Annotated in this window: 25 protein-coding genes and 3 pseudogenes; 9 read left to right on the forward strand and 19 right to left on the reverse strand. The window is 33.3% G+C overall.

Annotated elements, in window-relative coordinates; translation table 11 throughout:
* The first annotated feature begins 111 nt into the window (after nt 1–111).
* From ACUXEY_RS25200 to ACUXEY_RS25215, 4 genes are all read left to right on the forward strand, one after another.
* Nucleotides 112–1,773, forward strand: coding sequence for a sigma-54 interaction domain-containing protein (locus tag ACUXEY_RS25200; RefSeq protein ID WP_461301846.1), 1,662 nt, complete (start codon nt 112–114; stop codon nt 1,771–1,773).
* A 73-nt stretch (nt 1,774–1,846) separates the two neighbouring features.
* The gene (locus ACUXEY_RS25205) at nt 1,847–2,119 is read left to right on the forward strand and encodes a (2Fe-2S)-binding protein (RefSeq protein ID WP_048525929.1); all 273 of its coding nucleotides are present in this window, start codon (nt 1,847–1,849) and stop codon (nt 2,117–2,119) included.
* The gene (locus tag ACUXEY_RS25210) at nt 2,116–2,448 is read left to right on the forward strand and encodes a (2Fe-2S)-binding protein (protein WP_087983834.1); all 333 of its coding nucleotides are present in this window, start codon (nt 2,116–2,118) and stop codon (nt 2,446–2,448) included. Before ACUXEY_RS25205 ends, ACUXEY_RS25210 begins: the two co-directional genes overlap by 4 nt.
* Nucleotides 2,445–3,680, forward strand: coding sequence for an NAD(P)/FAD-dependent oxidoreductase (locus ACUXEY_RS25215; RefSeq protein WP_461301847.1), 1,236 nt, complete (start codon nt 2,445–2,447; stop codon nt 3,678–3,680). Before ACUXEY_RS25210 ends, ACUXEY_RS25215 begins: the two co-directional genes overlap by 4 nt.
* 24 nt (nt 3,681–3,704) lie before the next feature.
* On the opposite strand, the gene ACUXEY_RS25220 is transcribed toward ACUXEY_RS25215, so the two are convergent.
* Both ACUXEY_RS25220 and ACUXEY_RS25225 read right to left on the reverse strand, forming a co-directional pair.
* A complete protein-coding gene (locus ACUXEY_RS25220; RefSeq protein WP_000447759.1) occupies nt 3,705–4,013 on the reverse strand; it encodes a YxcD family protein in 309 nt (102 codons plus the stop codon).
* The gene (locus ACUXEY_RS25225; protein WP_048525932.1) at nt 4,001–4,450 is read right to left on the reverse strand and encodes a hypothetical protein; all 450 of its coding nucleotides are present in this window, start codon (nt 4,448–4,450) and stop codon (nt 4,001–4,003) included. Before ACUXEY_RS25225 ends, ACUXEY_RS25220 begins: the two co-directional genes overlap by 13 nt.
* A gap of 258 nt (nt 4,451–4,708) precedes the next feature.
* On the opposite strand from ACUXEY_RS25225, the gene ACUXEY_RS25230 reads away from it, so the two are divergent.
* Nucleotides 4,709–5,473, forward strand: coding sequence for a DUF1836 domain-containing protein (locus ACUXEY_RS25230; protein WP_144611637.1), 765 nt, complete (start codon nt 4,709–4,711; stop codon nt 5,471–5,473).
* A 191-nt stretch (nt 5,474–5,664) separates the two neighbouring features.
* Here the strand turns inward: ACUXEY_RS25230 and ACUXEY_RS25235 are convergent.
* Nucleotides 5,665–7,064: pseudogene (locus tag ACUXEY_RS25235) on the reverse strand (HD domain-containing protein).
* Nucleotides 7,065–7,509: 445 nt separating this feature from the next.
* Between ACUXEY_RS25235 and uptA the strand changes: the two are divergent.
* Nucleotides 7,510–8,115 carry an undecaprenyl phosphate transporter UptA gene (uptA, locus tag ACUXEY_RS25240; RefSeq protein ID WP_317459798.1) on the forward strand — a complete coding sequence of 202 codons (606 nt, stop codon included), beginning with the start codon at nt 7,510–7,512 and terminating at the stop codon, nt 8,113–8,115.
* A gap of 34 nt (nt 8,116–8,149) precedes the next feature.
* Here uptA and ACUXEY_RS25245 read toward each other — a convergent pair whose 3' ends face one another.
* Nucleotides 8,150–8,638 (reverse strand): DinB family protein, encoded by a 489-nt coding sequence (locus ACUXEY_RS25245; RefSeq protein WP_461301848.1) that lies wholly within the window; start codon nt 8,636–8,638, stop codon nt 8,150–8,152.
* A 141-nt stretch (nt 8,639–8,779) separates the two neighbouring features.
* Here ACUXEY_RS25245 and ACUXEY_RS25250 point away from each other — a divergent pair, with 141 nt between their 5' ends.
* Nucleotides 8,780–9,004: a hypothetical protein gene (locus ACUXEY_RS25250; protein ID WP_166704811.1), complete on the forward strand. Its 225-nt coding sequence runs from the start codon at nt 8,780–8,782 to the stop codon at nt 9,002–9,004.
* 39 nt (nt 9,005–9,043) lie between these two features.
* Here the strand turns inward: ACUXEY_RS25250 and dltD are convergent, their stop codons facing one another.
* The 9 genes and pseudogenes from dltD to ACUXEY_RS25295 all read right to left on the reverse strand — a co-directional run.
* Nucleotides 9,044–10,225 (reverse strand): D-alanyl-lipoteichoic acid biosynthesis protein DltD, encoded by a 1,182-nt coding sequence (gene dltD, locus ACUXEY_RS25255; protein WP_461301849.1) that lies wholly within the window; start codon nt 10,223–10,225, stop codon nt 9,044–9,046.
* Nucleotides 10,226–10,671: 446 nt separating this feature from the next.
* Nucleotides 10,672–11,439 (reverse strand): MerR family transcriptional regulator, encoded by a 768-nt coding sequence (locus ACUXEY_RS25260; protein WP_461301850.1) that lies wholly within the window; start codon nt 11,437–11,439, stop codon nt 10,672–10,674.
* A gap of 208 nt (nt 11,440–11,647) precedes the next feature.
* A complete protein-coding gene (locus ACUXEY_RS25265) occupies nt 11,648–13,270 on the reverse strand; it encodes a peptide ABC transporter substrate-binding protein (protein WP_461301851.1) in 1,623 nt (540 codons plus the stop codon).
* Between the two features lie 20 nt (nt 13,271–13,290).
* Nucleotides 13,291–14,292: a C40 family peptidase gene (locus ACUXEY_RS25270; RefSeq protein WP_461301852.1), complete on the reverse strand. Its 1,002-nt coding sequence runs from the start codon at nt 14,290–14,292 to the stop codon at nt 13,291–13,293.
* A 39-nt stretch (nt 14,293–14,331) separates the two neighbouring features.
* Entirely contained in the window at nt 14,332–15,393 is a 1,062-nt protein-coding gene (locus ACUXEY_RS25275; protein ID WP_461301853.1) for a dipeptide epimerase, read from the reverse strand.
* Nucleotides 15,394–15,547: 154 nt separating this feature from the next.
* Nucleotides 15,548–15,874, reverse strand: a complete 327-nt coding sequence (locus ACUXEY_RS25280) for a DUF3870 domain-containing protein (protein ID WP_000271329.1) — start codon at nt 15,872–15,874, stop codon at nt 15,548–15,550.
* 259 nt (nt 15,875–16,133) lie between these two features.
* Complete coding sequence (locus ACUXEY_RS25285) at nt 16,134–16,490, reverse strand: FtsB family cell division protein (protein ID WP_166704805.1); 357 nt, start codon at nt 16,488–16,490, stop codon at nt 16,134–16,136.
* A 394-nt stretch (nt 16,491–16,884) separates the two neighbouring features.
* On the reverse strand, nt 16,885–17,475 hold the full coding sequence (locus ACUXEY_RS25290; RefSeq protein WP_429603308.1) for a DJ-1/PfpI family protein: 591 nt from the start codon (nt 17,473–17,475) through the stop codon (nt 16,885–16,887).
* Nucleotides 17,472–17,555 (reverse strand): annotated as a pseudogene (locus ACUXEY_RS25295) (ankyrin repeat domain-containing protein); the annotation flags it as partial. The pseudogene ACUXEY_RS25295 and the gene ACUXEY_RS25290, both read right to left, overlap by 4 nt.
* A gap of 82 nt (nt 17,556–17,637) precedes the next feature.
* Between ACUXEY_RS25295 and ACUXEY_RS25300 the strand changes: the two are divergent.
* A pseudogene (locus tag ACUXEY_RS25300) lies at nt 17,638–18,062 on the forward strand (cytidine deaminase).
* Between the two features lie 261 nt (nt 18,063–18,323).
* Here the strand turns inward: ACUXEY_RS25300 and ACUXEY_RS25305 are convergent.
* The 3 genes from ACUXEY_RS25305 to ACUXEY_RS25315 all read right to left on the reverse strand — a co-directional run bounded on the left by ACUXEY_RS25305 (nt 18,324) and on the right by ACUXEY_RS25315 (nt 20,136).
* Complete coding sequence (locus ACUXEY_RS25305; RefSeq protein ID WP_000789033.1) at nt 18,324–18,554, reverse strand: hypothetical protein; 231 nt, start codon at nt 18,552–18,554, stop codon at nt 18,324–18,326.
* Nucleotides 18,555–18,913: 359 nt separating this feature from the next.
* Complete coding sequence (locus ACUXEY_RS25310; protein ID WP_461301854.1) at nt 18,914–19,177, reverse strand: hypothetical protein; 264 nt, start codon at nt 19,175–19,177, stop codon at nt 18,914–18,916.
* A gap of 194 nt (nt 19,178–19,371) precedes the next feature.
* Nucleotides 19,372–20,136 carry a class I SAM-dependent methyltransferase gene (locus tag ACUXEY_RS25315; RefSeq protein ID WP_461301855.1) on the reverse strand — a complete coding sequence of 255 codons (765 nt, stop codon included), beginning with the start codon at nt 20,134–20,136 and terminating at the stop codon, nt 19,372–19,374.
* A 197-nt stretch (nt 20,137–20,333) separates the two neighbouring features.
* Between ACUXEY_RS25315 and ACUXEY_RS25320 the strand changes: the two genes are divergently transcribed.
* Nucleotides 20,334–20,615: a hypothetical protein gene (locus tag ACUXEY_RS25320; protein ID WP_243870734.1), complete on the forward strand. Its 282-nt coding sequence runs from the start codon at nt 20,334–20,336 to the stop codon at nt 20,613–20,615.
* A gap of 59 nt (nt 20,616–20,674) precedes the next feature.
* On the opposite strand, the gene ACUXEY_RS25325 is transcribed toward ACUXEY_RS25320, so the two are convergent.
* The 3 genes from ACUXEY_RS25325 to ACUXEY_RS25335 all read right to left on the reverse strand — a co-directional run bounded on the left by ACUXEY_RS25325 (nt 20,675) and on the right by ACUXEY_RS25335 (nt 24,686).
* A complete protein-coding gene (locus ACUXEY_RS25325) occupies nt 20,675–22,468 on the reverse strand; it encodes a Xaa-Pro dipeptidyl-peptidase (RefSeq protein ID WP_461301856.1) in 1,794 nt (597 codons plus the stop codon).
* Nucleotides 22,469–22,669: 201 nt separating this feature from the next.
* Nucleotides 22,670–24,046, reverse strand: a complete 1,377-nt coding sequence (locus ACUXEY_RS25330) for a sensor histidine kinase (protein ID WP_461301857.1) — start codon at nt 24,044–24,046, stop codon at nt 22,670–22,672.
* Entirely contained in the window at nt 24,039–24,686 is a 648-nt protein-coding gene (locus ACUXEY_RS25335) for a response regulator transcription factor (protein WP_078417962.1), read from the reverse strand. The genes ACUXEY_RS25330 and ACUXEY_RS25335 overlap by 8 nt, the downstream gene beginning before the upstream one ends.
* Nucleotides 24,687–24,716: the final 30 nt, after the last annotated feature.

Genomic DNA, 24,716 nt, shown 5'->3' on the forward strand with positions numbered 1-24,716 from the left:
ATACTTTTTACAAATAATATTTTTATTTGTAAAAATATTTTGAATTTATCACAAATAGGTGTATTATTTTTTTATCACTGTCAAAATTTTTATACATAATAGGAGGACAATATGGCATTCTCATTTCCCACAATACAAGAATTTCTAAAAACTTTATTAATTAATCACACAAACAATTTGCGACATATTGAGCAAGTTAACGAAAAGTTTTATTACAGCCCTTCTACTACAGAAAAATACAACTGTGCAGTTATAGATGAAGATGATTCATTCAACACTTTAATTGACGCGTTTTCTCATGAAATGACCGTTATCGTAATAAACGAAAATAAAGAGCCTATATGCTGTATAACGGCTCAGCAAATCATTCCGTTTCTTGTTAAGTCTTACAATGAACTACAATCTTTCTATAATACCGTAATACAAACAACTGATTCTTCCGTTACAGTCATCGATGATAAAGAATGCGTTCGAACTTGGACAGATGGCGCCGAAAAGATTTTTTCAGTCAATCATAATGAAATTATTGGACAACCTATCACTCGCTTTTTTGACTATAAAGATTTGGAGATCCTACAATCATTACATGACGGAAAAAGCATAATCGCTCAGTTCCATCAGCCTCGTCCCGATTTGTTCGTATTAATTAATTCAAATCCAGTATATTGTAACGATGAAATTATCGGAGCTGTCGTTTCAGAAACTGATGTTACAAATCAAGTCGCTTTAAATGAAAAGCTATTTAATATGTCACATGAAATGCACCGATTAGAACAAGAGGTCGCAAAATATAAAGATGAATCAGACCCGTTCCTTGCGATGAATGGAAAGAGCCCTGTTATACAAAGAACGATTCAATTAGCTAGAAAGGTTTGTTCGGTGAAATCAACTGTTTTAATTCTCGGCGAAAGTGGTGTTGGAAAAGAAGTGTTTGCGAAAGCGATTCATGAAGCAAGCGAGGCGGCTAAAGCACCTTTCATTTCAATTAACTGCGGCGCCATTCCAGAAGCGTTATTTGAAAGTGAATTATTCGGGTATGAACGCGGGGCGTTTTCTGGTGCAAATAGTAAAGGTAAGAAAGGTAAAATAGAGCTTGCGCAAGGCGGCACACTATTCCTTGATGAAATAGGAGAAATGCCACTCGACATGCAAGTAAAGCTTTTGCGTGTACTACAAGAACGAAAATATTACCGTGTTGGTGGAGAAAAAGAAATTCATATTAATTTCCGCATTATCGCTGCTACAAATCGTGATTTACAAGAGGAAATGAGAAAAGGCACGTTCAGAGAAGATTTATACTATCGCCTAAATGTAGTTAGCTTGCATATTCCACCGCTACGAGAAAGACGCGAGGATATTATTGAATTAACCTATTCTTTCTTAAACGATTTTTCAATCAATTACAACAGACCAATTCGTGACTTACCTTCCAGCATTATGCATGAGCTACTTCATTACAATTGGCCAGGTAATATTCGCGAGCTTCGTAACGTTGTTGAAAGACTTGTCGTATTTGCGACTGACGGTATTATAAAACAAGAATATTTACCATTCCATACAACTGAAACGGTAGAAAATACTACGGCTCATTCTCTATTACTCAGCAACCATAATACAATCCTCTCTTTGCAAGAAGAAATGGATGAACATGAGAAGAAAGTCATTGAGAGGGCTTTACGCATTTTAAATGGGAATAAATTAGAGTGCGCGAAACAACTTGGTGTTACGAGGGCTACCTTATATAACCGATTAAAAAAACTTGGGTTACAATAAATCTTCCTCCTCTATATTGGCATAGTTTTTGCATTATATAATTTGTGCAAACCGAACTAGAGGAGGAATACATATGACGAATAAAGATCACTTAATTGTTTGTCGATGTGAAGAAGTTACATACGGTCAACTTCAATCGACAATTGCTGAATATAAATGCTCGGCAAGAGAATTAAAACTAAGAACACGTGCTGGCATGGGATTTTGCGGTGGCCGCACATGCAGAATGATGATAGATCGAATGATTGAAAGTGCAAATCCTGACGTAACTACTAATGAAATCCCATTAAAATATCAACCACCTGTGCGCGCAGTTACCTTTGGAGCGGTAGGTGAAAATCAATGAATAGAATTACCCATCACCCTATTTTAGGGAGTTTAAATAATAGTAAACGCATCACTTTCCAATTTAACGGGCAACAATATGAAGCCTATGAATATGAAACGATTGCGGCCGCTTTACTCGCAAACGGAATAAGAACTTTAAGAGTGCATGAGGATAGTGGGACGCCGCGAGGTATTTACTGTAATATTGGACATTGCTCTGAGTGCCGCGTCACAGTAAATAATCAAACGAACGTACGAGCATGCTTAACTGTTGTAGAAAAAGATATGATTGTTGACAGCGGAAAACAGCATCCAAATATCGTGAGAGAGATGGTGAAAAAGCGATGAACGATGTCATTATTATTGGAGCTGGACCCGCAGGTTTATCAGCCTCCATCTCTTGCGCTCGATTTGGACTGAATGTACTTGTTATTGATGAATTTATGAAGCCTGGCGGAAGATTGCTCGGTCAATTACATCAAGAACCTACTGGAGAATGGTGGAACGGGATAGAAGAATCAAAACGCCTTTACGAAGAAGCACAATCTCTTTCAGTTCATATTCGATGTGGCATTTCCGTCTATAATTTAGATAAAGATGGAAGTTCTTGGCTCGTACATACGAATATCGGTACGTTAGAAGCACCTTTCGTTTTACTTGCTACTGGAGCTGCTGAGTACTCCATTCCCCTTCCTGGTTGGACAATTCCAGGAGTTATGTCAATCGGGGCAGCCCAAGTAATGACAAATGTACATCGCGTTCAAGTTGGGAAAAAAGGAATCATTATTGGTGCTAACATTTTGTCATTCGCCATTTTAAATGAATTACAATTAGCAGGAATTAAAGTGGAACATATCGTACTTCCTGAAAAAAGTGAATTAAGTCAAAAGGCTAGTGAACCAGAAGAAGTATTAAATTCTCTCTTACATGCTGCCCACCTTGCCCCATCACCTTTATTACGTATAGGTAGTCGATTGATGAAATATAATTGGGCGAAACAAGTTGGATTAAACTTCTATCCAAATAAAGGTATGAAAATAAACGGCACACCTCTTCACCTTCGAAAAGCAGCTCTTGAAATTATCGGAACAGATCAAGTTGAAGGTGTACGCGTTGTCAATATTGATACGAAAGGAAACATCATAACTGGATCGGAACAAATATATGAGGCAGACTTCGTTTGTATTGCCGGTGGCTTATACCCTCTTGCTGAGCTTGCTGCTGTAGCTGGCTGTCCTTTCCGTTACATTCCGGAATTAGGCGGACATGTTCCACTGCATTCCGAAACAATGGAAACCCCTCTTCCCGGTTTATTTGTCGCCGGCAATATAACTGGCATTGAAAGCGGGAAAATCGCAATGGCACAAGGGAATGTTGCTGGGTATTCTATCGTAAAACAAGCAAATAAAAAAGCTCATACTATTGAACAACACATACAACAAGCGATCCAACATGTACACGCCGTACGTCAACAAGCTTCCATACAATTTAACCCGATGGTTAATGCTGGTAGACGCAAAATGAATGAGATTTGGCGTGATTATTCCCTTTCTTATGCACATACTAAAAAGAGCTGTTGAGATTACTCTCAACAGCTCTTTTTCCTACTCATCTGAGTTATTAAATTTCGCTAATGCGTAAATGCCTTCTTCATCATCTAATTCAAGTTGTAATCTTGCTGCAAATGAATTGACGTTATATTCTCTGTCAAGTAATAAGCGTAATGCTTCGATTAAGTTCGCTTGAATTAAAATTTGCTGGCGACCATTTACCTCTACTTCAGCAGAGAAGCCGTAGTCATCGTCATACATGAGTTCAACTAAAACTTCTTCTGGACCAACTTGTCTCTTTTCAGCGATATATACACAAAGCGCGTTTATTAATTCTTGTTCAGAAATTTTTATTGTTTCCATGCTACTTCATCTTCCTTTTTCTTACGTTGATCTTTGAAGTATTTAAATGCACGAACTGCTAACATTACGATACCAGCCATTACTAACATATTTACCATAAACGCTAATACAGAACCAAGAGCTCCCATATTTGCAAATAAGCTACCCATTAGTAAACCACCAAGACCACCTAGTAATAAACCTTTCATAAAGCTTCCTTTATTACTTTTTGGTGCTGTGTTTGTTGCTTTTGTTTTTGAATCTGTTGTCGTTTTTTGTGAGTTCACGTTATTATCTTTTTTGTTCAAATCAACTTTTGACTTTTGACCAGAAGTTGGTGTGTATGATTTTTTACCAGATTTGTACCCCTTCGCTGCTGCGTGGTCTACAAACATAAAGCTACTAGCTCCAAAGATAACCATGAATGCTGTCATGACTGCTACAAGTTTTTTCAACATATTATATCCATTCTCCTTTTATATAGATATATGTGAAATCTACCTTTCTACTAAATTCAGAATGATAGATTTGTTTTAAACACATTTTAAAAGTTCTTATGAACTTATTATATGAACTTTTGTCGAAATATGCAAGTATTATTTACTTCCGACAGTTTGGTGACAAAGGAAAAATTAAGCAAAACAGAATTGACTTTAAATGAAACAAAACATATTATAGGTTCATAAGAACTTTTTATTATTTATGGAGGTGAAAAGATGGAAACATTTCATCTCACACGAAACGAAATGGCTACCCTTCTTCTATCATTAAGAGGGTGGAATACGAAAAAGCCTCTCGGTATTTTACAAGAAGCTTGGGCAAAGTCACATAAAAAAGATATTGAAAGCGGACAAAGCGTAACTGCTTTTATTACTACCGCACTTTCACCAATTTTTGAAAAACTAATTAAGATTGAAGATACGGACGTCGGTTTTTCATTAAATGAAATAGTTGCGCTTGGAAATCAGATTGAAAATACAAGTTTCTCAGTAACGGCCATGCAAAACTGGGTGAAACGAGATATAAAAGAAATGATTGGCTCTCCTCAAAAAGGTAAAAAATATTCAATTGAACAAGCGGCCTTACTATTTATTGTTGAAGATTTAAAAACAGCACTTGATTTCGAATCCATTCGTAAGCTATTACGCCTTATCGTAAATGACCCAGCCGATCGAAGTGATGACTTAATCAATCCTGTTCATTTATATGGAGCATACTCTTCTCTATTTGAAGAGCTCAATCAAGGGAATTGCTTGCAATTAAATGCAACAGATACAGTTCATACAATTGAAAACATCGTAAAAGAAAAAGCTGATAAAATCGCAAGCAAGTTCGATCAGGTTAACAACGAACAACGCGAAGCAATTCGTAACGCCATTATTATCGCCACACTTTCTGTACATACCGCTTATGTACAAATGTTGGCGAAACGTTACGTAACAGCAACGTTATTTTTACAGAATTTAGATGTGAAACCGTAAGAAATAGGAGCAGAAATGCTTCTATTTTTTAATAATGAAAACAACCATCCACCTGTTATATATTTAGAACAGGTGGATGGTTGTTTTTTAGATAATAATTATAAAAAATCATAATCGCCTATTATTAATTCAAAAATGATCATTTCATTCTATTAAATTTCGAACAGGTTTTCTCAATAAATTTAATCCATTCATCTTTGTAACTCTTTATAAATTTCGATTTGAGCTTTTGAACTATTAGCGAAATTTAACCAATCCTGTCTTACATTACTTATGTTTTCAGTTACCACAAGTTCAACAATATCTAGATGTGAAACATTCGTTGTTATCGGTTTATTTATACCATTAACTTTAGCACCTGACATATACTTAGCACTCTCAGGGTTTAATGCGAAAGCAAAATCGATTACAGTAGAACCTTGCGGTAAGTTCACGGAATCTAACTTAGGAGTAAATGCTACAATGTTATCTTGGAATAGTTCATATGATACTAAATCATAAAATTCAATTGCATCTTGAGTTACTAGATCATTTGTCTTAATAAAATGCTCCATCAATTTATGAATTATATTTTGCATGCCCTTATCAGTTATACTTTTTGTAAGAATATGAAATACCCCTTTATATCGTATCTCCTGATTTATTTTTGTTTCAATACATATCACTATTTCATGGTTATTGATTACCACTTTGGTCTTTAAGTATTTGTTTAATACATCACTTTCAATTGCTTATTATCTTCAAATTGATATGGAATTGGTTTGTATAGCTGATGTATAATTCCTAATATTTTATAACAGTCTAAATTATTTGAGGCCGTGATAATTATTTTTGACACTGCTGTAATGTCTTGAATATCTTGGAGACGAGAATAAGCTGTATAAATAGGGCTTACTTCATAGTCGACTTCAAATATTAAAGATGTATTTAGAAAAGTATTTATATCTTGCATTATATTTTGAGACAAATCCCCTAATAACTTAACATAATTTTGCAAAAGAATTTTCATTCCCTTATATTTAGAATGATTAAGATAATAAAAACCTAAATCTTCTAACTCGTGTTGAATATGAAATAGCCCCAGCCTTTTACAAATCGGAGCGAAAATTTTGAGTGTTTCATTTGCATAAGGAACTTGTTTCTTTACAGCTTTCACCTGTAAAGTTCTCATGTTATGTAGACGATCTATTACTTTTATAATAGCTACTCTTATATCTCCTTGTGTAGCTAACAATAATTTCTTTAAATTTATTGCTTCATACTCTTCTTTATTAGGGATTTGTTTTTTATCAATTTTAGTTAACCCTTCTACAATATCAGCCACTTTTTTACCGAATATATCACGTATGTACTCAATTGTGTAATCTGTATCCTCCACCACATCATGTAGTAATGCTGCAACTAAAGTTATAATATCTGCCTTACAATCTAACAAAATTTCAGTAACTGCAAATGGATGAGTAATATACGGCTCACCCGAAACTCGAAATTGTCCTTCATGAGCTTTCTCAGAAACTAATATAGCTTTATGTAATTGTTCTAATTCTTCTTTATGTAGATATGAGGCCTTTTCTAATAATGCTTTCTTCATATTTTCACCTTCATCACGTTAATTTCCTATAAAATTTTATTAACATTATAATTCGTTATTTGAAAGTGAAGTACCTGTCTAGGTGATAAGAGAATATTTATATTTTTATTCTCCTTGAATTATTTTTAAATTTTTGAACCTATAAGCCACCCTTTGAAATACTTTTTATCAACCGAATCATGTCTCTATTCCAAATAGAAAGTCGTTCATAAATTTGATACTTATTATGCATACATTCCCCTTGTCACTTTGTAAATTAAAAGCCCATATCATTATAGGAAATTTCCAATACATTATCATTTACTATAATACTTATCAGAGACATAAAAGAATTGAAATAGCAATCCCCTATACAAATAAGGTATAATCTACACATAGTGAATCTTTTATGTTATTAAGTATTAGGTTCACCTATTCAAAAATACATAAACTAGAAGGTGCAACAATGGTAAGTAGTTTTATTCACTCAGTATTAACGTTTTTTGAAGGGTTAGGTTATTGGGGCATTATGCTTGGACTTATGATTGAGATTATTCCGAGTGAGATCGTCCTTGCTTATGCAGGTTATTTAGTATTCAACGGTAGTATCTCATTTATAGGCGCAGTTATATTTGGTACAATCGGTGGTGTTATTGCCCAAATCTTTATTTATTGGCTTGGACGATACGGTGGACGCCCTATATTAGAACGTTACGGAAAATATATTTTCATTCATAAAAAACATATAGATGCAGCTGAAGATTGGTTTAATCGGTACGGGACTGGTGTAATTTTCACTGCTCGCTTCATTCCGGTAGTACGTCATGCGATTTCAATTCCTGCTGGTATTACAAAAATGCCATTACTACGCTTCACTACATTAACAGCACTTGCAATCATCCCTTGGTCTATCATTTTCATTTATTTAGGTGAAAAACTAGGTCAAAATTGGGAGAATATAAACGATATTGCGGGACCGTATGTGAAGTCTTTCGCAATTGGCGGTGTCATACTTATCCTTCTATACTTCATCCTTAAAAAATGGACAAAAAAACGTAAAAATCTCGCTTAAAATAATAAAAACCGCTAAAAATTCATTACGAATGTTAGCGGTTTTTATTATAGACTTGATTATATATTAAAAATTGGTTTATTTCTTCTTTATGCTTTAAGTCATGCTGAATGAGTGATGAAAAATAATGATTTAGCATAACTTTTTTTGTACCAATTTGAAAATCATTATTAAAATTATAGGCGGGAATTCCCTCAATTTCATCTACTAATTGTTTACGAGTATAGCTAAACTGATTAATAAGTTCTTCTCTTGAAATACCTGATCTCGCATATATAATTGCACTCTTATTCATTTCCTCTACATCTGTTGGAATATAAGGTATTGATTGGGCACTTAGAAAATAAGGAATTCGATACTTCATTACAAAATCATCCCAAATGATAAAATGTGAAATCACATCTGCAATTCCCCACGAACCATTTTTAAATGATTGAAACCATATATCATCAGGTACTTCCTTCAATGTTTGACACCATTCTATTATATTTAACTTTTCTTCTAAAATATTTTCTTTTTTCATTATTTATTCCTCTCTCACACTTATAATTCATTCATATTAATGTCTTCTAGAAATTGTATAAAAAAGCCTCCATAATTATGTGGATAAGCAACAATTCAATCGTCCATTTCGTATATTATCTCAAAAAGGAGTGATTCCCCTATGCATTGGCAACAAAAAATACAATACTTAATTGGACGCCCTATCGGTATTTCCTTCATTAATGGGCAAGGAACTTCTGGTGTATTATGTTCAGCATATGATGGTCAATTATATGTGTATGAATACCTTTACCAAGCTCAGTTCGCAATGAAGCATTATGATTTTAGACAAATTCAAGATATACATGCATTTCCGAATTGCCCACATCAAAATCCTCTATACTAAAAAAAGGAACAGCTTATAGCCGTTCCTTTTTCTCCACACTTATTTCTCAGTGTAAAAGTTTTGCACTGCTTCATCAAAGTAAATCCAGCCTTTCCAGCCTAAATGAATTGTATCTTTTAAGAAATACTTATCATATTCATGGCCAGAGAAATCAACTACTGGGTATCCTGCTTTCTCAACTTGTTCTCGAACTTTTTTATAATACACTTCACGGCGTTCTTTCGGGAAGCCAGTATAATCATACCAAGGGCCATTTACAGGTACAGAAATAAAGAGTGGTTTGACATTTTTCTCTTTAAATAAATCTAAAATAATTTGTAAATCACCATATTCTGGTGATTCATCATATGTTTCATTTGCTCTAAAGTTTTTTAAACCTTTTAGTTTTTTCTTCAGATTATTCTTATGATAATAGGGATTTTCAATTCCGAATGTATTTGTAGTAGACTCAGCCTTCCCTTCTTGTTCTGCGTGTTTACGTGCGTCTTCCCAAGAAATTGAACGAAGTCTGATATTTGTTTTCTCTTTCATCGGCTCAATCTTAAATATAGAGTTAAATAAATCTCTATGATCTAAAATATTTCGATGTATATAAGCAAGTGGTTTAACTAAACCCGCTTGTATGTTATGTTTCGTATCATTATATACAATACCTTCTAATGAATTTTTTAATATATCATCTTCTTGAACAACTTTATATTCTAATAATCGTTTCGCAATTTGCTTCTTCATTTTTACATTTATTTTATCATTAAAAATAAAATGATATGCCTGTTGTTTGGAGAAATTGTTCGTAAAATCCCCCTGTGAAACCCCAGTTTTGGTAAACCATTGTGGCGATAAAACAAAGACTACTTTTTTACCTTCTAACTCATCCATTGTAGACGTCATATTTAATATATGAGCTAAACTTTGCGTACCACCAATCCCCATTAAATATGGTGTAAAACCTGCTGGATTTACTTTAAAGTAATTAGACGGATGATATGCATCCATTCGTAAAAATTCAGATGAACCGTACATCGGTAAATACTGCGAATTCTCTAACATTTTTTGCTGTAAGAAAACGCTTTGTAGTTTTTCTTTTTGTAAGGAGGTTGCCGCATCTTCTACCTTCTTATCACTAATAAGTGATACTAAACTTTTCGATGGGATTAATATGATAATGAAAAAAAGCATACACGCTAAAATTATCGGACCAAAAGCATGCTTCATTTTCATCGTCTCTTCCTCTTTCTATCGCTATTAAATTGTAACCCTTGTTTTTGACACGCCATCATTTCTCTCCTTTTTCTCTATACATGTTCCATTCTATTTATCTATTATATACATGTATGTATTTCTTTCCTTGTTCTATTAAGTCCTATACAATTAGCACAAGAAAATGTTTCCATAGAAACACGTTAATTATACAAGATTCTACATAAATTTCACACTGGAATTTTAGTAATAATTTTATTTTTCAAAGATAAAAAAACATAAGAAAAGTCTTTAATTTAATCTTAAGAAATAAAATTGCATAATTATATGGTCTTCCATACGCATAACCCCGCTTTAAAACTAGAACGGGGTTAAAAATAATAATGTTTTATAATTCAATAATTGTCTCTTTTAACGAAGATTAGTCACTTACAATTTAAAAAATGTATAAATCATTAAATCTATTACTATTCCATTTCTACTTGCTCCGTATAATATTCCATCGCTCGATTAAGCCATTTTTGTTCATCTTCTGTGAAAGGTGAAGATATCATATTTTCAAGTTCTTGAATATCCAGTTCTTTCACACTAGTATTAGCTAGCTTTTGTATCAAATCCTCACCAAGGAATGAAATAGACGCTTCTAAATAATACTTAATCATCTCTTGTACTTTCGAATCTTCTACGGGTTTACCATATAATTGTTTCACTTTTTTAGACAATTGAATTAACGTTTTATCTAAATTAATTTTATCTTCTTCTGATTTCTTTGATAATTCTTCCATGATATTCGGTAATCTATGCCGCTTCATCCAATCTTTGTAAGTATGTTCTGTATTCATACCGTAAACAAGACTAAATAATACATTACTATCTACTTCTCCTTCCTCCTCGACCAATTTGATTACTCTTTTAATCGCTTGCATTGATTGCTCAATTTGTTCTTTTTCTTTCTCTAAAACTTGTAAATGAAGAGACAAGCTTTCATTTAGATCAACGTTAAAACTTGATTCATGTAACAAATTAGCGACTTTATCTAAGCTATAGCCTAGAAATTTTAAACTTAGAATTTTTTGTAACGTTATAATATCTTCATACTTATAAATGCGGTGCCCTGAAGAAGGATTCTTTTCTGGTTGTAACAATCCGATTTCATCATAGTAATGCAACGTAGGAATTGCTATTCCCGTTTTTTCTGAAAATTTCCCAATAGAAAATATTTTATCCTTACTCATCTAAATCCCCCCATCAAAAGTATAAGTTCATTATAAAACCTCAAGTAACTAGAGGTTCAACAGTTAAATTAAGAAAATCCAATAATATTTCAGTTCATAAAATCAATGTCTATTGCCCTCATTTCATTCCATAAGCCTCATTCTTGTTACTTAACAGGAGGTAAAAAAAACAGACTATCACACATGTGTAGTCTGTTTCTCCATACCTTTATTTTTGTACATCTGCCCATTTTAAACTTGTTGCCGGACCGAATTGATGTACATATAAATCTTTCACATATGGCTTTTGTAAGTACGATAACCCGCGCTGGAATACCGGTGCTATTACTGCATCATCTAGCAGCATTTTTTCCGCATCTTGCATTGCTTTCCAACGAGCTTTTTCATCATTACCTAATTCTGTTTTAATCTTCTTAATTAATGCATCATATTCTGGATTTGCATACTCTGTATTGTTCACACTGCTTCCAGAAAGAAATACTTCTAAGTAAGTCATTGGATCTGGATAATCCGGTAACCAGCGTGATAATGACATTTCATATTCTTTCTTCTTCTCTAACGCTAGTTTTTGCGTATGCGGTTGTAATTTTACATTTACCTTTAAGCCTGGTAAGTTTTTCTCTAGCTCTTCTTTAATGTATTCCCCTACTTTTTTGAAGTTTTCTAAGTCATAGTTTAATAACTCAAGCGTCACTTCATTTGTACCTGTCTCTTGCTTCGCCTTTTCCCAATATTCTTTCGCCTGTTTTACATCAGTTTTATTAAACTCACCTGTCGTACTTCTAAAGTCTTTTTTATCTGGACCTTTTAAAAACCCTTTCGGTACGTAATAGTTAGCAGCAACCGAACCATCATTTAAAAATGAAGTCGCAAGTCCTTTCTTATCAAACACTGTACTTAGCGCAAGCCTTGCATTTTTATTTTTAAGAATCGCTACATTTTCATTGAATCGGAAGAAGTACATAACTGGATCTGTATATTGTTTAAGCTCTTTATTATTTTTATATTTATCTACAAATTCTGTAGAAATGACAGCTCTATCCACTTTATCTGTTTCATATAAATTTACCGCAGTTGAAATTTCCTTTACAATTTGATAGTTTATTTCATCTAGCTTCACTTCTTTTTTATCCCAATACTTATCGTTTTTCTTCATTGTAAAACTCGCTTCATGCTTCCACTCCGATAATATAAATGGCCCGTTATATACCGCTTTATTTGCTTCTAATCCGTATTTATCACCTTGTTCTTTCGCATATTTTTCGTTAATTGGATAGAAGGACGGTAAAATTAGTAGTTTTGTAAAATACGGTACAGGGTGTTCTAACTCTACAACGAACGTTTTATCATCCTTTGCTTTTACTCCTAATTCCTCTAACCCTAGTTGTTTCTTATTTATTTTCTCCGCATTTTTCACATCGTATGCAATGTATGCATATTGAGAAGCTGTATCTGGATTAATAAGCTGCTTCCAAGCGTATACGTAATCTTGTGCTGTTACTGGATCTCCGTTAGACCATTTCGCATCACGTAAGTGGAATGTATATGTTTTCCCATCTTGACTCACTTCATATTTTTGTGCTCCAGCTTCAATCACTTCATCATTTTTCGATAAACGGAATAATCCTTCCATTACATTATTTAAAACGTTAAACGATACCGCATCTGTTACTTTCCCTGAATGTAAAGACGGAATTTCACCTGTTTCTAATAACTGTAATACTTTTTTCTCATCTTTTGGCTTTGTCGTTGTTTTTTCTTTTGCGCAGCCAACTAAAAATGAAGAGGCTAATAAAGTACTAACTAATGAGTAACGAACAACTTTTTTCATTTGAAAACCCTCTCTACTTTTTATGGTAAGTAACGACGAGCACCAGCGTACTCTTCTATATATCCTGGTGTATTAAGCGGTATAATCTCTACTGATCTTTCAGCTCTCGGCGAGTGAATCATATTTCCGTCACCAATATACATCCCCACATGATGAACACTGCCTTTCCCTTGATCATGTGCAAAGAAAATTAAATCTCCTTTTTGTAAATGTTCTTTATCAACTGCAACTCCATTTCTCGATTGCGGACCTGAATCTCGCGGAATTGTAATACCATGTGATTTATAAATCGTATGTGTAAATCCAGAGCAATCAAATCCGAAACCACTTGTACCAGCCCATATATACGGTAATCCTAAAAACATTTTCCCTGTATTTATTAAATCATCGGCCGCTGGAGTTGGAATATCATTTTGAGAACGGTAAACCGTTCCATCATTTTTTCGTAGCCAAGCTTTCTGTCCGTTTGGTAACAAGACGCGATATGAAATCGTATCTTCACTAAGTAGCGGCAGTCGCGTATTATAGCTCACTTCAAGTGATTTATGTTTTTCAGAAGGATTTATATATAAAATGGCTGTCGGTTTCGTTACTAATACGAAAGGTTCATTTGTTTTATCTGCAAATTCTTGATTATATGTTAACTGTTTTTCAGGCATCCATCCTGGGTAGCCTTCCTCATTTCGCGGCATTGGCTGACCATGGACTAACACTTTCACCCAGTCCCCTTTTTTATCAACAACCGTTACTTCTTGACCTAATAGCGCTTGTGTTTCTAGTTTATTTGCATTTGTTAACCAAAGTTTCTCATCAAGCGTCATTGATTTCGTCCACTTCCACAAATCAACTGGATTTGTAGCGCTTGGTGTATCAATTGGCCGTAATGAATCAGGCGTGGTCCAAAGTGTTGCGGCAGATACATCAATAAACGCTTTACTATCTTTCTTCTCTTCAGCATTTGCTGATGTAAACGATGAAAATATAAATAAAGTTGTTAAAAATGCAGTTCCTACTTTTTTCATACATATCCCCCTTAAAAGATAGTTTTCTAGTTTCTTCTCCTAAGATTTACTATTCACTGTCGATTGAAGGTTTACCTTTGATCCTGAATAAGTCATTCCTTCCGGTTCTTCCATTAACCAAAGAGGTGCATCTAGATCGAAGTAATGAATATTAGGATGTGCAGCTGCTAAATGAGCTACAGCACTAACAGAAAGTGAAGATTCCATCATACTACCGACCATACATTTTACACCAGCTGTTTCGGCGATATCGGCAATACGCCACGCTTCACGTATACCACCACATTTCATTAATTTAATATTAATTAAGTCTGCATATCCTCCTTGAACGATTTTCAATGCATCACTCGCTGAAAATATGCTTTCATCTGCCATAATTGGCGTTTGCACATGATCTTTGACGTACTTTAATCCATCCCAATCTTTCGCGTGAACAGGTTGTTCAATAAATTCAATATTTAAATTGCGATTTTCCATCTCTTTAATGATCGTAACCGCCTCTTTTGGATTCCATCCTTGATTTGCATCTAATCGTAACGTTGTATTTTTAGGTACGCTATTTCGAATCGCTTCAATACGTTCTAAGTCTAAAGGAGCAGATTTCCCCACTTTAATTTTTAAAGTTTGAAATCCTTTTTCTACATGTTTCTTTGCCTCTTTCGCCATAATGAAAGGCTCATCTACACTAACGGTAATATCTGTATGGATTTCTTTCTTCCCGCCTAATAATGCGTAAAGTGGAACGTTTTGATATTGACAATACACATCATATAAAGCGATATCTACCGCCGCTTTCGCACTTGGATTCCCAATGCAACTCATTTGAATGTGCTGTAGTAACTGCTGAAATTGAATAATATCTTGACCAATTAAACAGGAACGCATCGGCCCTAAAATTGCTTCTTCAATCCCGTTTGCGAAATCACCCGTAATAACTGGTGTTGCGGCTGCAGCACCTTTGCCAACAATCCCTTCATTTGTATGAATAAATACATCTATACTTTCTATTTCGGTTACGGTACGAAGAGCTGTTTTAAACGGTGTATGAAGATTAACACGTCTACGATTTACTTTTACATTTTTAATTTTCATATTGTTCATCCTTTCGTTGTCTAACAAAGCGGAACTTTAATCTTTAAAAACAAATTATGTTTTTACGTACAATTCATTTCCTCTTTCACTTACTTTAAATGCAAGAGATTAATGTGAAATAAAAAAATCCAGCCATAAGAAGATTCTTACGGCTGGATTTTGTCTAGGAATGTGTAGACAAAGCAGCAATTTGATTATATTTTTTCTGCGCATCTTTTAACGCTACAAGTAATGCCTTTTGAGACGAACCGAAATAACGATCTTTTATTTCCATTACTAACGTTGGATCATTAATATTTTTATGTAGAAACAAATATTTAACGAATTGAGATGTTAATGCAATTGTCGCTGAGCAATCTGCATCTACAATTTCCCCAGTCTCCTTGACAAGTACAAACGCTACAAAATAGCTTTTAAACTTTTCAGTAATGGGATTATTTTGAGGTGCTTTCGCATCCCCTACGACATAAATTGTATTTGAAGCATACACAGCTATCTTCCTTTCTAATACGGGATAACGGTTTTCTTAATAGTCGTATGAGTGATAAACTCAACGTTGATTAAAAAATGTATCCGCTTACCTTGTATTATAATACAATTGACAGAATTTTAACAACATTTATTTCGGTATATATTCCATAATTATAAAAACAGCTCACACTCTTCATTTTTACAGTATGTGATTGTTTCTTGTACCATGCCAGTCGTACATAAAAAAACAGTTAGCTATCGCTAACTGCTCTATTACACTACTTCGGCAATACAAATATAGTTTCATTTGACTTAGAAAACTGATATTCTTTTCTCGCAAACTTCAAAATTTCTTCCTCATCGTCTGTTAAATTTTCTATGTTAGTCTTTAAAGACGCCTTATTTTTCTTTAAAGAAACCAATTGTTCTTTTTGATTCGTTATTGTATCTTTTTTTTCCACGATTATTTCTTGTTGTTTCGTTAAAATAAATTGAACGTACAAAGTAGCCGCCGCGATAAATATAAACATGAATATAAATCGCCTTAGTTTTTTCTTATTAATTGCTCGATTCTCATTAGACTGTGATAGTTGTTCTTGTATATTAGGAACATTTATTCGCTTGAGTTTCCTCATTTTGAAATCCCCCTAACACATATATTTTCACTACCATCGGCATAATCTCTTACTAACTTTAATTCTATTCTTATAAAATAAGCTCCTTCACAAAAATATCTCACAAATTAACCAATTAAAGATAGCATTCGACGACATTTCCATATTTACATTGAATTTTTTTATGTATGCTGCCATAAAATAGTAGTTTCTGTTATTCTTTTTCTACTATTGTAGAAGAGTTTTTTTACATACGAAATTTCTCCTTGTAATAACATGCTTACAAGGAGGAAAAAGATAAATTGTCGTATATTCGCTAAAACTGAAATTACTGTTTCTGAACTAAAGTTTTGAGCATAGATCACCTGTTAAGAAACTTTGCTAAATAAAAAAGCCCAAATTGGGCTTTTTTATTTTACAAATCAATATCATATTCCATACTTTTGGCTGTTTCCGCAGCAACCTCCACACCTAACAAATTTGTCACAATATGAAATGACATGTTAATACCAGCTGAAATACCTGCCGATGTAATAATGTGTCCTTCATCTACAAATTTCACATTCTCCATTACTTCTACATTCGGAAAATCTTTTTTGAAAGTTTGAATACTAGCCCAATGCGTTGTTGCTTTTAAATTTTCCAGTAAACCAGCTTTCGCAAGTAATAGCGCTCCAGTACAAACTGAAGTCATTAGCTTTACTTCTTTCATTTGCTGACGAACCCATTTTATTATAATATCATTTTTCACTTCACTTTCCCTAACGCCTTTACCACCTGGAATGATTAAAATATCAACTGGTGGTAAATCTTCAATACTATAATCCGGCTGTACCTTTAATCCGTTTCTTGCTGTAATCATTTCTCCATTTTGGCTAACTGTATACACTGTAAATGGTTTTTCTTCATACGCTTCGGTTACAGAAAAAACTTCAAATGGCCCTGCGAAGTCTAAAACCTCTACCTCATTAAATAAAAATATGCCTACACTCCACTTATTTATCATACATTCACTTCCTGTTTTAAATGTTGTAAAAGGTGCTCGTATCCTTTTTCTAATGCAATATCATATGCTGCTATCCCATCTTTCAAAATATTTAAGTATACTCTTCTATATGTTCTATTGATTATGATATTTTCCTTTTAAGACGACAGTTTACATAACAATATTATTTCTTTAATTTCTTCTAGTGAAGACTTTGATTTTATTACAGTTGTTGAAAAAATAATTGAAAAAAATTATAAATATGACCGTCATCATATCGCTTCCGCTGTACGAACTAAAACGGGTAATATTTATGCAGCAGTGCATGTTGAACCAAATGTTGGAAGAATAACAGTTTGTGGTGAAGCTATGGCGATTGGAAAATCTATTTCAGAAGGCGATCATGAATTTGATACCATTGTAGCGGTTGCTCACCCCCCCATGAAGATATAGAAAAATGTTGGGTTGTTGCTCCATGTGGTATGTGTCGAGAATTAATAAGTGATTACGGAAAAAATACGAACGTTATACTTTCATATAATGGTGAACTTGTAAAATGTAACGTAATGGAATTATTACCTGAAAAGTACACAAGTGAAGTAGCGTAATCATTCATACTATCAACATATCAAATAATATTATTCCAATAAAAAAACAATCCATTTTTAAAATGGATTGTTTTTTTATTTCTTTTTTATGCAGTTTATTTTATTTTTATATTTTCAATAACGATACAATTATCGTTAACAAAAATGAAATACAAATATTTGAGTACGAATTGAAGTGTGTTTTTCATTCGAAAACTAAATTCCCACTTACCCTTACATTTGAAAAACATGAATGTAAACCCTCTAAAATCAGCAGCCTTATCATACCAATCTATAACAATTCTGTCTTCTTCCCTTACCTGTTTCCTTTAACACATATGATTTTAAAACGAGCGACGTTAATGAATCCGTTAATGTTTTATATGATAAATTAGATAATGCTAATAGATCGTTCGTATATAACATTCTATGCTTCTCTAATAATAATAGTACTAATCTTTCAGACGGTTTTAATGCCTCATCACTTTCTAGTATAAAGTCTATATTTTTCATTTCTCTAATTATTACTCCTTATATAAAAAAATAATAAAACGACTAATTTAATATAAAAATAATACACAACAAAATTTGAAGTATATTAAAATAACATCGTTTTAAAACACTATTATACTATAACATAGAAAAAGCATTTCCCGAAATAGGAAATGCTTTTTAAAATTGCTTATATGTTTCTTCCAAACTTACATTATATTTCGAATTCTTATCCATACAATTTCCTGATCATCTCGATATATTTGTAATAAATCAAGTTCTTCTAAAATGATTTAAACAAATAAAAATGGTTCGTCATACATGCTTTAAACATGAATGACGAACCATTTTCCAGCTTCTTTTCAAATACATGTTCTACCTTAAATATTTCTTGCAATATGCGGCTTACTGTAATGACTTGTGCCACTGCCACCTACTACTACTTTACCGCCTTTTTCAAAAATTAATAATTTACTTGAACCATCTGCAAGAAGTACTATTACTTCAGCATTGTTACTTGTTGCTACATAAATTACATAACCACTTTTTGATATACACGTTTCCCAATTCGCATCAAATTCTGATCTTAATACCCGATTGGAATACACTTGATTTTCAACTCTATCTTGTGCTTCGTTTTCCAAAATTTATCCCCCCCTACTTCTCCAAAATATCATTTACAAAAAATAACGGTTCTATTTCTGTCTTTAATATAAATAGTATATGTAGGTAGTAGAAAAATGCTTGGACAATGAAAACGTAATAACATGTAAGTAATATACAATTGCAATAAGGCAATCGATACAGTATCGATTGCCTTATTTTCATCCATAGTTCTTTATTTTTCGTTTCGCACAGCTTCAAAAGTAAACATTTGATTTGCATTTGACGGTTCTTTTTCATAAACATAGTCAGCCGAACAAGTAATGTTAGAGAAACCTATACTTTCTAACAGAAGTTTAAACTCTTCTATTCCATACCAGCGTATCGCAAAGCGTTGTAGTTCTGTTTGTACTAACTGACCTTTACTCCATTTTTCATATTTTAAATATGATAGAGTAGTTTGATTCAGCCAATCTATTTCAATTGATTTATTTTCTAATGTAATTCCATCTCCATTTGGCAAAGAAAAAGTCGATGTATGAATCTCTCCCGTCTTCCAGTCATGCGGAAGCATAATATCTACGATTAATCGTCCGCCTGGATTAAGATGTTCATAAAAACATTTCAATGCATTTATAGAATTCTCACGATTTTCAATTAAGCAAAAAGAACCAGTAGGAATGATAATTGCCTCATATTTATGCGGAAGTGAAAATTGTTGTAAGCTTCCTTCATATAAATTAGGGTGTACGCCTCTCTCTTTGCATCTTATACGGCACGACTCTAGCATTTCAGGTGAATAGTCAATCCCATCAACTGTAAAACCCGCCTCAAGAAGTGGGATGATGACACGCCCTGATCCTACTGCTGCTTCGAGAATTCTACCTCTACAATTTTTCAAACGTTCTTCGTAATACTCAATATCACCATTTAAAGAATAACCGACAGGCTTTGTGTAATCATAAAGTTCCGTGCAAAGTGAACTATAAAAACTAAACATTTATTTTCTCCTCCGTTTTTTACGTACGGAAGATTTTCATTCAACTAATCTTCCCGTACCTTTATTTTTAATAAAAATTCGAAAGAGCTGACTGTCATAATATATCACTCGCTTCCCATAAAATATAATTATATTTTATAATATTTCATTAAAAATTAACATATGAAAATTCAGACTTTTCACGAAAGAAGGATGTGATGAATTCATTAATTGGATTTATTTTTCTTCTTATATCTTTTAATACACTCATTTTCTTAATAGCAAAGAAGTATAAACGAATATGGAAAATAGCCAGTGGCATTTTCATACTTTCTTCTCCCGTTGTTTTCTTCGCTACTTTACACGTTATTGGTGAAAAAGTAGGAGATGGATTCGCTGGAGGCTTTGCTGGGCTTATCTTTAGTGGCCTATTGATCATAAATGCCATTTTTTTATTTATTGTAAGCATTTTTGTATCCACCAATAAAAATTCACATTAAACTCCCCCTTTCAAAATATAAAGAGCTTACCATGTAGTAAGCTCTTTACCCATCACTATTTATTTCACAATTGGCAATGTCACTTCACTTAATTTTACTGTAAGCTTCGTGCCAGCTTTCGGTCTAATTGTATAATCATAGTCACTAGCGATTAAAACAACCCCTATTTGATGCCCCACTTTAAATACATAATCATCTGGCTGCATGTCCCATGTAAATGTATAATCTTTGCCCGGTTGAATCGCTGTTGAACTTTCTATACTCGTTAAGTTTTGTGGATCCATCCAACCTCTCGTTACGATTTCCGGCTTCGTTCCTCCATAATCAACAAGTAAAGCAGTTAAATTTGATACAGATCGATCAATATTTCCTGTAATTGAAATCTTTGGTGTACCACTTATTCTCATATCCTTTTGTAATACAGGCATTGTATACACTAATCGATTGGCTACTTCGAGTTCTGTGTTTGCTATTAATTGATTTGATTTCATTTTTGCATCATCTACGAATGAGAAAACTTTATTTGCAGAGCCCATACTTAATGGCATATTAACTGCTTTGTTACTTAAATACATACGAACTTTTGACGGCACAGCTGATGGATCCGGCCAATTTTTTAATTTTTCCCAAGTTTTATTTTCACGTTGTACATCAACCATTGGTTCATTCATAATTCCATTTTCAATTCCATATAACCAATAATCGAGCCATTTATTTTGTGTTCTTTGCCAGTCATTCGTTGATGTTCCACCATGTCCACCCTGATGTAACCACATTTTACGAGGGACATTATTTTCTCCGAGTGCCTCCCACCATTGCGCGAACTGCTTCGTCTTTACATTCCAATCATTTAAACCATGAACAACAAATACACTCGCTTTTACGTTTTTAGCATCTTTTACATAATTTCGTTTATCCCAAAAATCATTATAATTACCAGTTTTCCGGTCCTGTCCAGCTGTGAGCTCTTTTATTACTTGTCCGCAAACTTCAGGGTTTTCCCTCGTTAATACTGCTTCTGCCATATTATCCGTATCTTCTCCTTGATATCCACCTGGTGCAATGACTGCACCGTTTGCACGATAATAATCATACCAACTACTAATCGCTGCGATTGGAATAATTGTTTTTAACCCTTCAACCCCAGTCGTCGCAACAGCATTCGGTAACGTACCATTATAAGAAACTCCTGTCATACCTACATTACCTGTTGACCAATCCGCCTTAACTTCCTCACCATTTTCTGTATATGCTTTCGCACGTCCATTCACCCAATCAATGACAGATTTCGTCCCTAATATTTCTTGTTCATCTCCAGTAGTCGGACATCCATCTGATTTTCCAGTTCCAATACTTTCGCCTAAAATGACTGCATAGCCTCTTGGTACATAATAATTTCCATACGAACCAAGATTAACAGCTCCATACGGTTTCCCTTCATACGCATACAATTCTTCATCTACGTTATATACAGGAACATCTTTTAAACCAGCTCGATATGGACTCATTTCATATATAACAGGAACTTTCACATTTGGATCAGTTTTTGGACGCATAACTTTTACCGATACACGATCCTTTTTTCCATCTCGATCACTATCTACTTCCGTTTCTACAAATAAATTTTCAATAATTGCTTCATCAAGCGAATAAATCGGTTTTGTCATCCCATTTTCTAATTCAATTTTCGTGTTTGATTGTAACGCCTCTGAAACTTTTCCATTTAACTTCACGTCATTCTCATTTATGTAGTTTGTTTCTTTATTGTCTGCATACGCAGTCGTGCTAGAAACTCCTGATGTAATTGATAAAGATAATATTGCTGATAATGTTGCTATTTTCTTTTTCCCCATACGCTTCCCTCCCCATATATTTCTCTTTTTACTATACAATAAAATCACAGAAAATTCAGTTTATATTTTGTGCAACAACTTGAAAAATTTGTAGAACACTCTTCCAACGAGCTTTCAAGATTATATATCCTGATATACCACTCTCATATAATCAATAAAAAGCATCGCCTAATAATAGACGATGCTCCTAATAGTATTGAATTAAACATTCTTCATATTAATATAAAATCTTATTTCTCCCTCTATAGTAGATACTCCGTAGTCAAAACCATGTCTCTCTAAAATACTTTTCACTATCGCTAATCCTAATCCTGTACCTGAATGGTCTTTACTGCGAGAAGATTCTAAGACGTAAAAAGGTTCCCAAATTTTATCGATATCTTTCATACATTCTACATTCATACCATTTTCAATTTGAAAATACACACTTTCATTTCGTTCTTCTAAAGTAATTTTTATATTTTGATTTGCCGTATATTTTATTGCATTGGATATTAAATTTTGAAACACCATTCTCATTTTATTTACATCTGCATACACAACTGCATCACCAATATTATAGTTGACATGCAAATCAATTTCTTTCGACTCTAACTCAATCTTATGCTTACGTAATATACTTTGGACTAGTGATTTAATAGAAAACTTTTCTTTTTGTAAAACATCTCTTTCTAGTTTAGAAAATCGTAATAGCTCTTCAATTAAGTTCGAAATGTGATCAGTTTGTTTAATAATAGTATCTATGTATGTACCATCATCTAAACCATCTTTGATTCCCATAGAATATGCTTTTACTAACGCGATTGGTGTTTTTAATTCATGCGTCACATCACCCATAAATCGTTTTAAATGTTCATTTCGATCTGTTAAATTTTGATGTGCCTCATGTAGTTTATCACTCATAATATTAATACTATTAGCTAAGTCTCCTATTTCATCATTTGTTTTCACTTTCGCTCGTTCAAATTTCAAATTTGAAATATCTTCTGCAACATCACTTAATTCTTTCAATGGTCTCGTGATTGTTTTTGAAAGTATCCATACAAGTACGATAATAAGAAAAATCGTAACACCTAATATGTACAAATAAAATGAGTTTAACGTTTTTATCACTTCATTTGAATGTGCGATCGAAACTCCTACCAAAATCAACTTATCGTCTTTCGCAATGTATTTCACAAAAAAGCTAGATTTCATCTTCTCTTGATCATATATTTTATTCGAATGCCCGAAGTTCTTTACTTTCATTATTTCTTCTTTTGTAATCCAAAGTTTATTTAGGGCAACTCTTTTCTTTGTAAGTTGCATACGTAACTCTTCATTAATATGATCTTCTGAATCGTTTATCGATGTATACGTAATCGTAACATTCGCCTCATTTTCAATACTAGAAATTGCTTCATCCAGTTGTTCACTCGGTATCGCCTGTATTTGTGCTGTAATACCTTCTAAACTTTCTCGCGTTTTGTAAATATTATATTTCGGTAAAAGATAGTTAATTAATAATAAAGATATCGTAAAAATAAGAATAACAGTTAAGGAAATGCTGAGAAATAGTTTTTTTCCAAGTTTATTCACTCTGTTCCTCCAAACTATATCCTAGCCCGCGGTGCGTCTTTATAATATTTCCTCCAACTTTTTTACGTAATCTTCTTACATGTGTATCAACAGTTCGCTCTTCTCCAAAATAGTCAAATCCCCATACGATATCTAACAATTTTTTACGAGTTAAAATCATGCCTTTATGATTTAAAAAACACTTTATTAATTCTAGCTCTGTTTTGGTGATATCTAACTCTTTGTCATTTTTATAAACTTTATTTTTAGTGAAATCTATTTTCAAATCTTGAACTTGAATGACATCATCATGCTGTATTAACTTTTTCGCTCGTGTAATGAGTACGCCTGGATGAAATGGTTTTTTTACGTACTCATCTGCCCCACTTTGAAGCGCCGCTAATTCGTCTTCGCTTTCACTTTTCGCTGTAAGCATTAATACTTTAACGCTTGAGTTCTTTTTTATTTCCTGACAAACAGTAATACCACTATGTTTCGGCATCATCCAGTCTAAAATAGCTAAATCAATTTTCTCATCATAAAATATTTGAAGTGCTTCCTCTCCATCTTTCGCTAATAAAACTTCGAAGCCTTCTTTCTCGAAATAAGCCTTTAAAATCCTTAACATATCTTGTTCATCATCTGCTATTAATACTCTCATACATGATCCTCCATTGCTTTTAAACAAAAA

It is taken from the genome of Bacillus sp. F9_6S_D1_P_5 (assembly GCF_054823925.1).

What these genes read in the sequence shown, in the direction of transcription:
- ACUXEY_RS25200 (WP_461301846.1), top strand. Translation starts at nt 112, where the DNA reads ATGGCATTCTCATTTCCCACAATACAAGAATTTCTAAAAACTTTATTA.
- ACUXEY_RS25205 (WP_048525929.1), top strand. Translation starts at nt 1,847, where the DNA reads ATGACGAATAAAGATCACTTAATTGTTTGTCGATGTGAAGAAGTTACA.
- ACUXEY_RS25210 (WP_087983834.1), top strand. Translation starts at nt 2,116, where the DNA reads ATGAATAGAATTACCCATCACCCTATTTTAGGGAGTTTAAATAATAGT.
- ACUXEY_RS25215 (WP_461301847.1), top strand. Translation starts at nt 2,445, where the DNA reads ATGAACGATGTCATTATTATTGGAGCTGGACCCGCAGGTTTATCAGCC.
- ACUXEY_RS25220 (WP_000447759.1), bottom strand. Translation starts at nt 4,013, where the DNA reads ATGGAAACAATAAAAATTTCTGAACAAGAATTAATAAACGCGCTTTGT.
- ACUXEY_RS25225 (WP_048525932.1), bottom strand. Translation starts at nt 4,450, where the DNA reads ATGTTGAAAAAACTTGTAGCAGTCATGACAGCATTCATGGTTATCTTT.
- ACUXEY_RS25230 (WP_144611637.1), top strand. Translation starts at nt 4,709, where the DNA reads ATGGAAACATTTCATCTCACACGAAACGAAATGGCTACCCTTCTTCTA.
- uptA (WP_317459798.1), top strand. Translation starts at nt 7,510, where the DNA reads ATGGTAAGTAGTTTTATTCACTCAGTATTAACGTTTTTTGAAGGGTTA.
- ACUXEY_RS25245 (WP_461301848.1), bottom strand. Translation starts at nt 8,638, where the DNA reads ATGAAAAAAGAAAATATTTTAGAAGAAAAGTTAAATATAATAGAATGG.
- ACUXEY_RS25250 (WP_166704811.1), top strand. Translation starts at nt 8,780, where the DNA reads ATGCATTGGCAACAAAAAATACAATACTTAATTGGACGCCCTATCGGT.
- dltD (WP_461301849.1), bottom strand. Translation starts at nt 10,225, where the DNA reads ATGAAAATGAAGCATGCTTTTGGTCCGATAATTTTAGCGTGTATGCTT.
- ACUXEY_RS25260 (WP_461301850.1), bottom strand. Translation starts at nt 11,439, where the DNA reads ATGAGTAAGGATAAAATATTTTCTATTGGGAAATTTTCAGAAAAAACG.
- ACUXEY_RS25265 (WP_461301851.1), bottom strand. Translation starts at nt 13,270, where the DNA reads ATGAAAAAAGTTGTTCGTTACTCATTAGTTAGTACTTTATTAGCCTCT.
- ACUXEY_RS25270 (WP_461301852.1), bottom strand. Translation starts at nt 14,292, where the DNA reads ATGAAAAAAGTAGGAACTGCATTTTTAACAACTTTATTTATATTTTCA.
- ACUXEY_RS25275 (WP_461301853.1), bottom strand. Translation starts at nt 15,393, where the DNA reads ATGAACAATATGAAAATTAAAAATGTAAAAGTAAATCGTAGACGTGTT.
- ACUXEY_RS25285 (WP_166704805.1), bottom strand. Translation starts at nt 16,490, where the DNA reads ATGAGGAAACTCAAGCGAATAAATGTTCCTAATATACAAGAACAACTA.
- ACUXEY_RS25290 (WP_429603308.1), bottom strand. Translation starts at nt 17,475, where the DNA reads ATGATAAATAAGTGGAGTGTAGGCATATTTTTATTTAATGAGGTAGAG.
- ACUXEY_RS25305 (WP_000789033.1), bottom strand. Translation starts at nt 18,554, where the DNA reads ATGAAAAATATAGACTTTATACTAGAAAGTGATGAGGCATTAAAACCG.
- ACUXEY_RS25315 (WP_461301855.1), bottom strand. Translation starts at nt 20,136, where the DNA reads ATGTTTAGTTTTTATAGTTCACTTTGCACGGAACTTTATGATTACACA.
- ACUXEY_RS25320 (WP_243870734.1), top strand. Translation starts at nt 20,334, where the DNA reads ATGAATTCATTAATTGGATTTATTTTTCTTCTTATATCTTTTAATACA.
- ACUXEY_RS25325 (WP_461301856.1), bottom strand. Translation starts at nt 22,468, where the DNA reads ATGGGGAAAAAGAAAATAGCAACATTATCAGCAATATTATCTTTATCA.
- ACUXEY_RS25335 (WP_078417962.1), bottom strand. Translation starts at nt 24,686, where the DNA reads ATGAGAGTATTAATAGCAGATGATGAACAAGATATGTTAAGGATTTTA.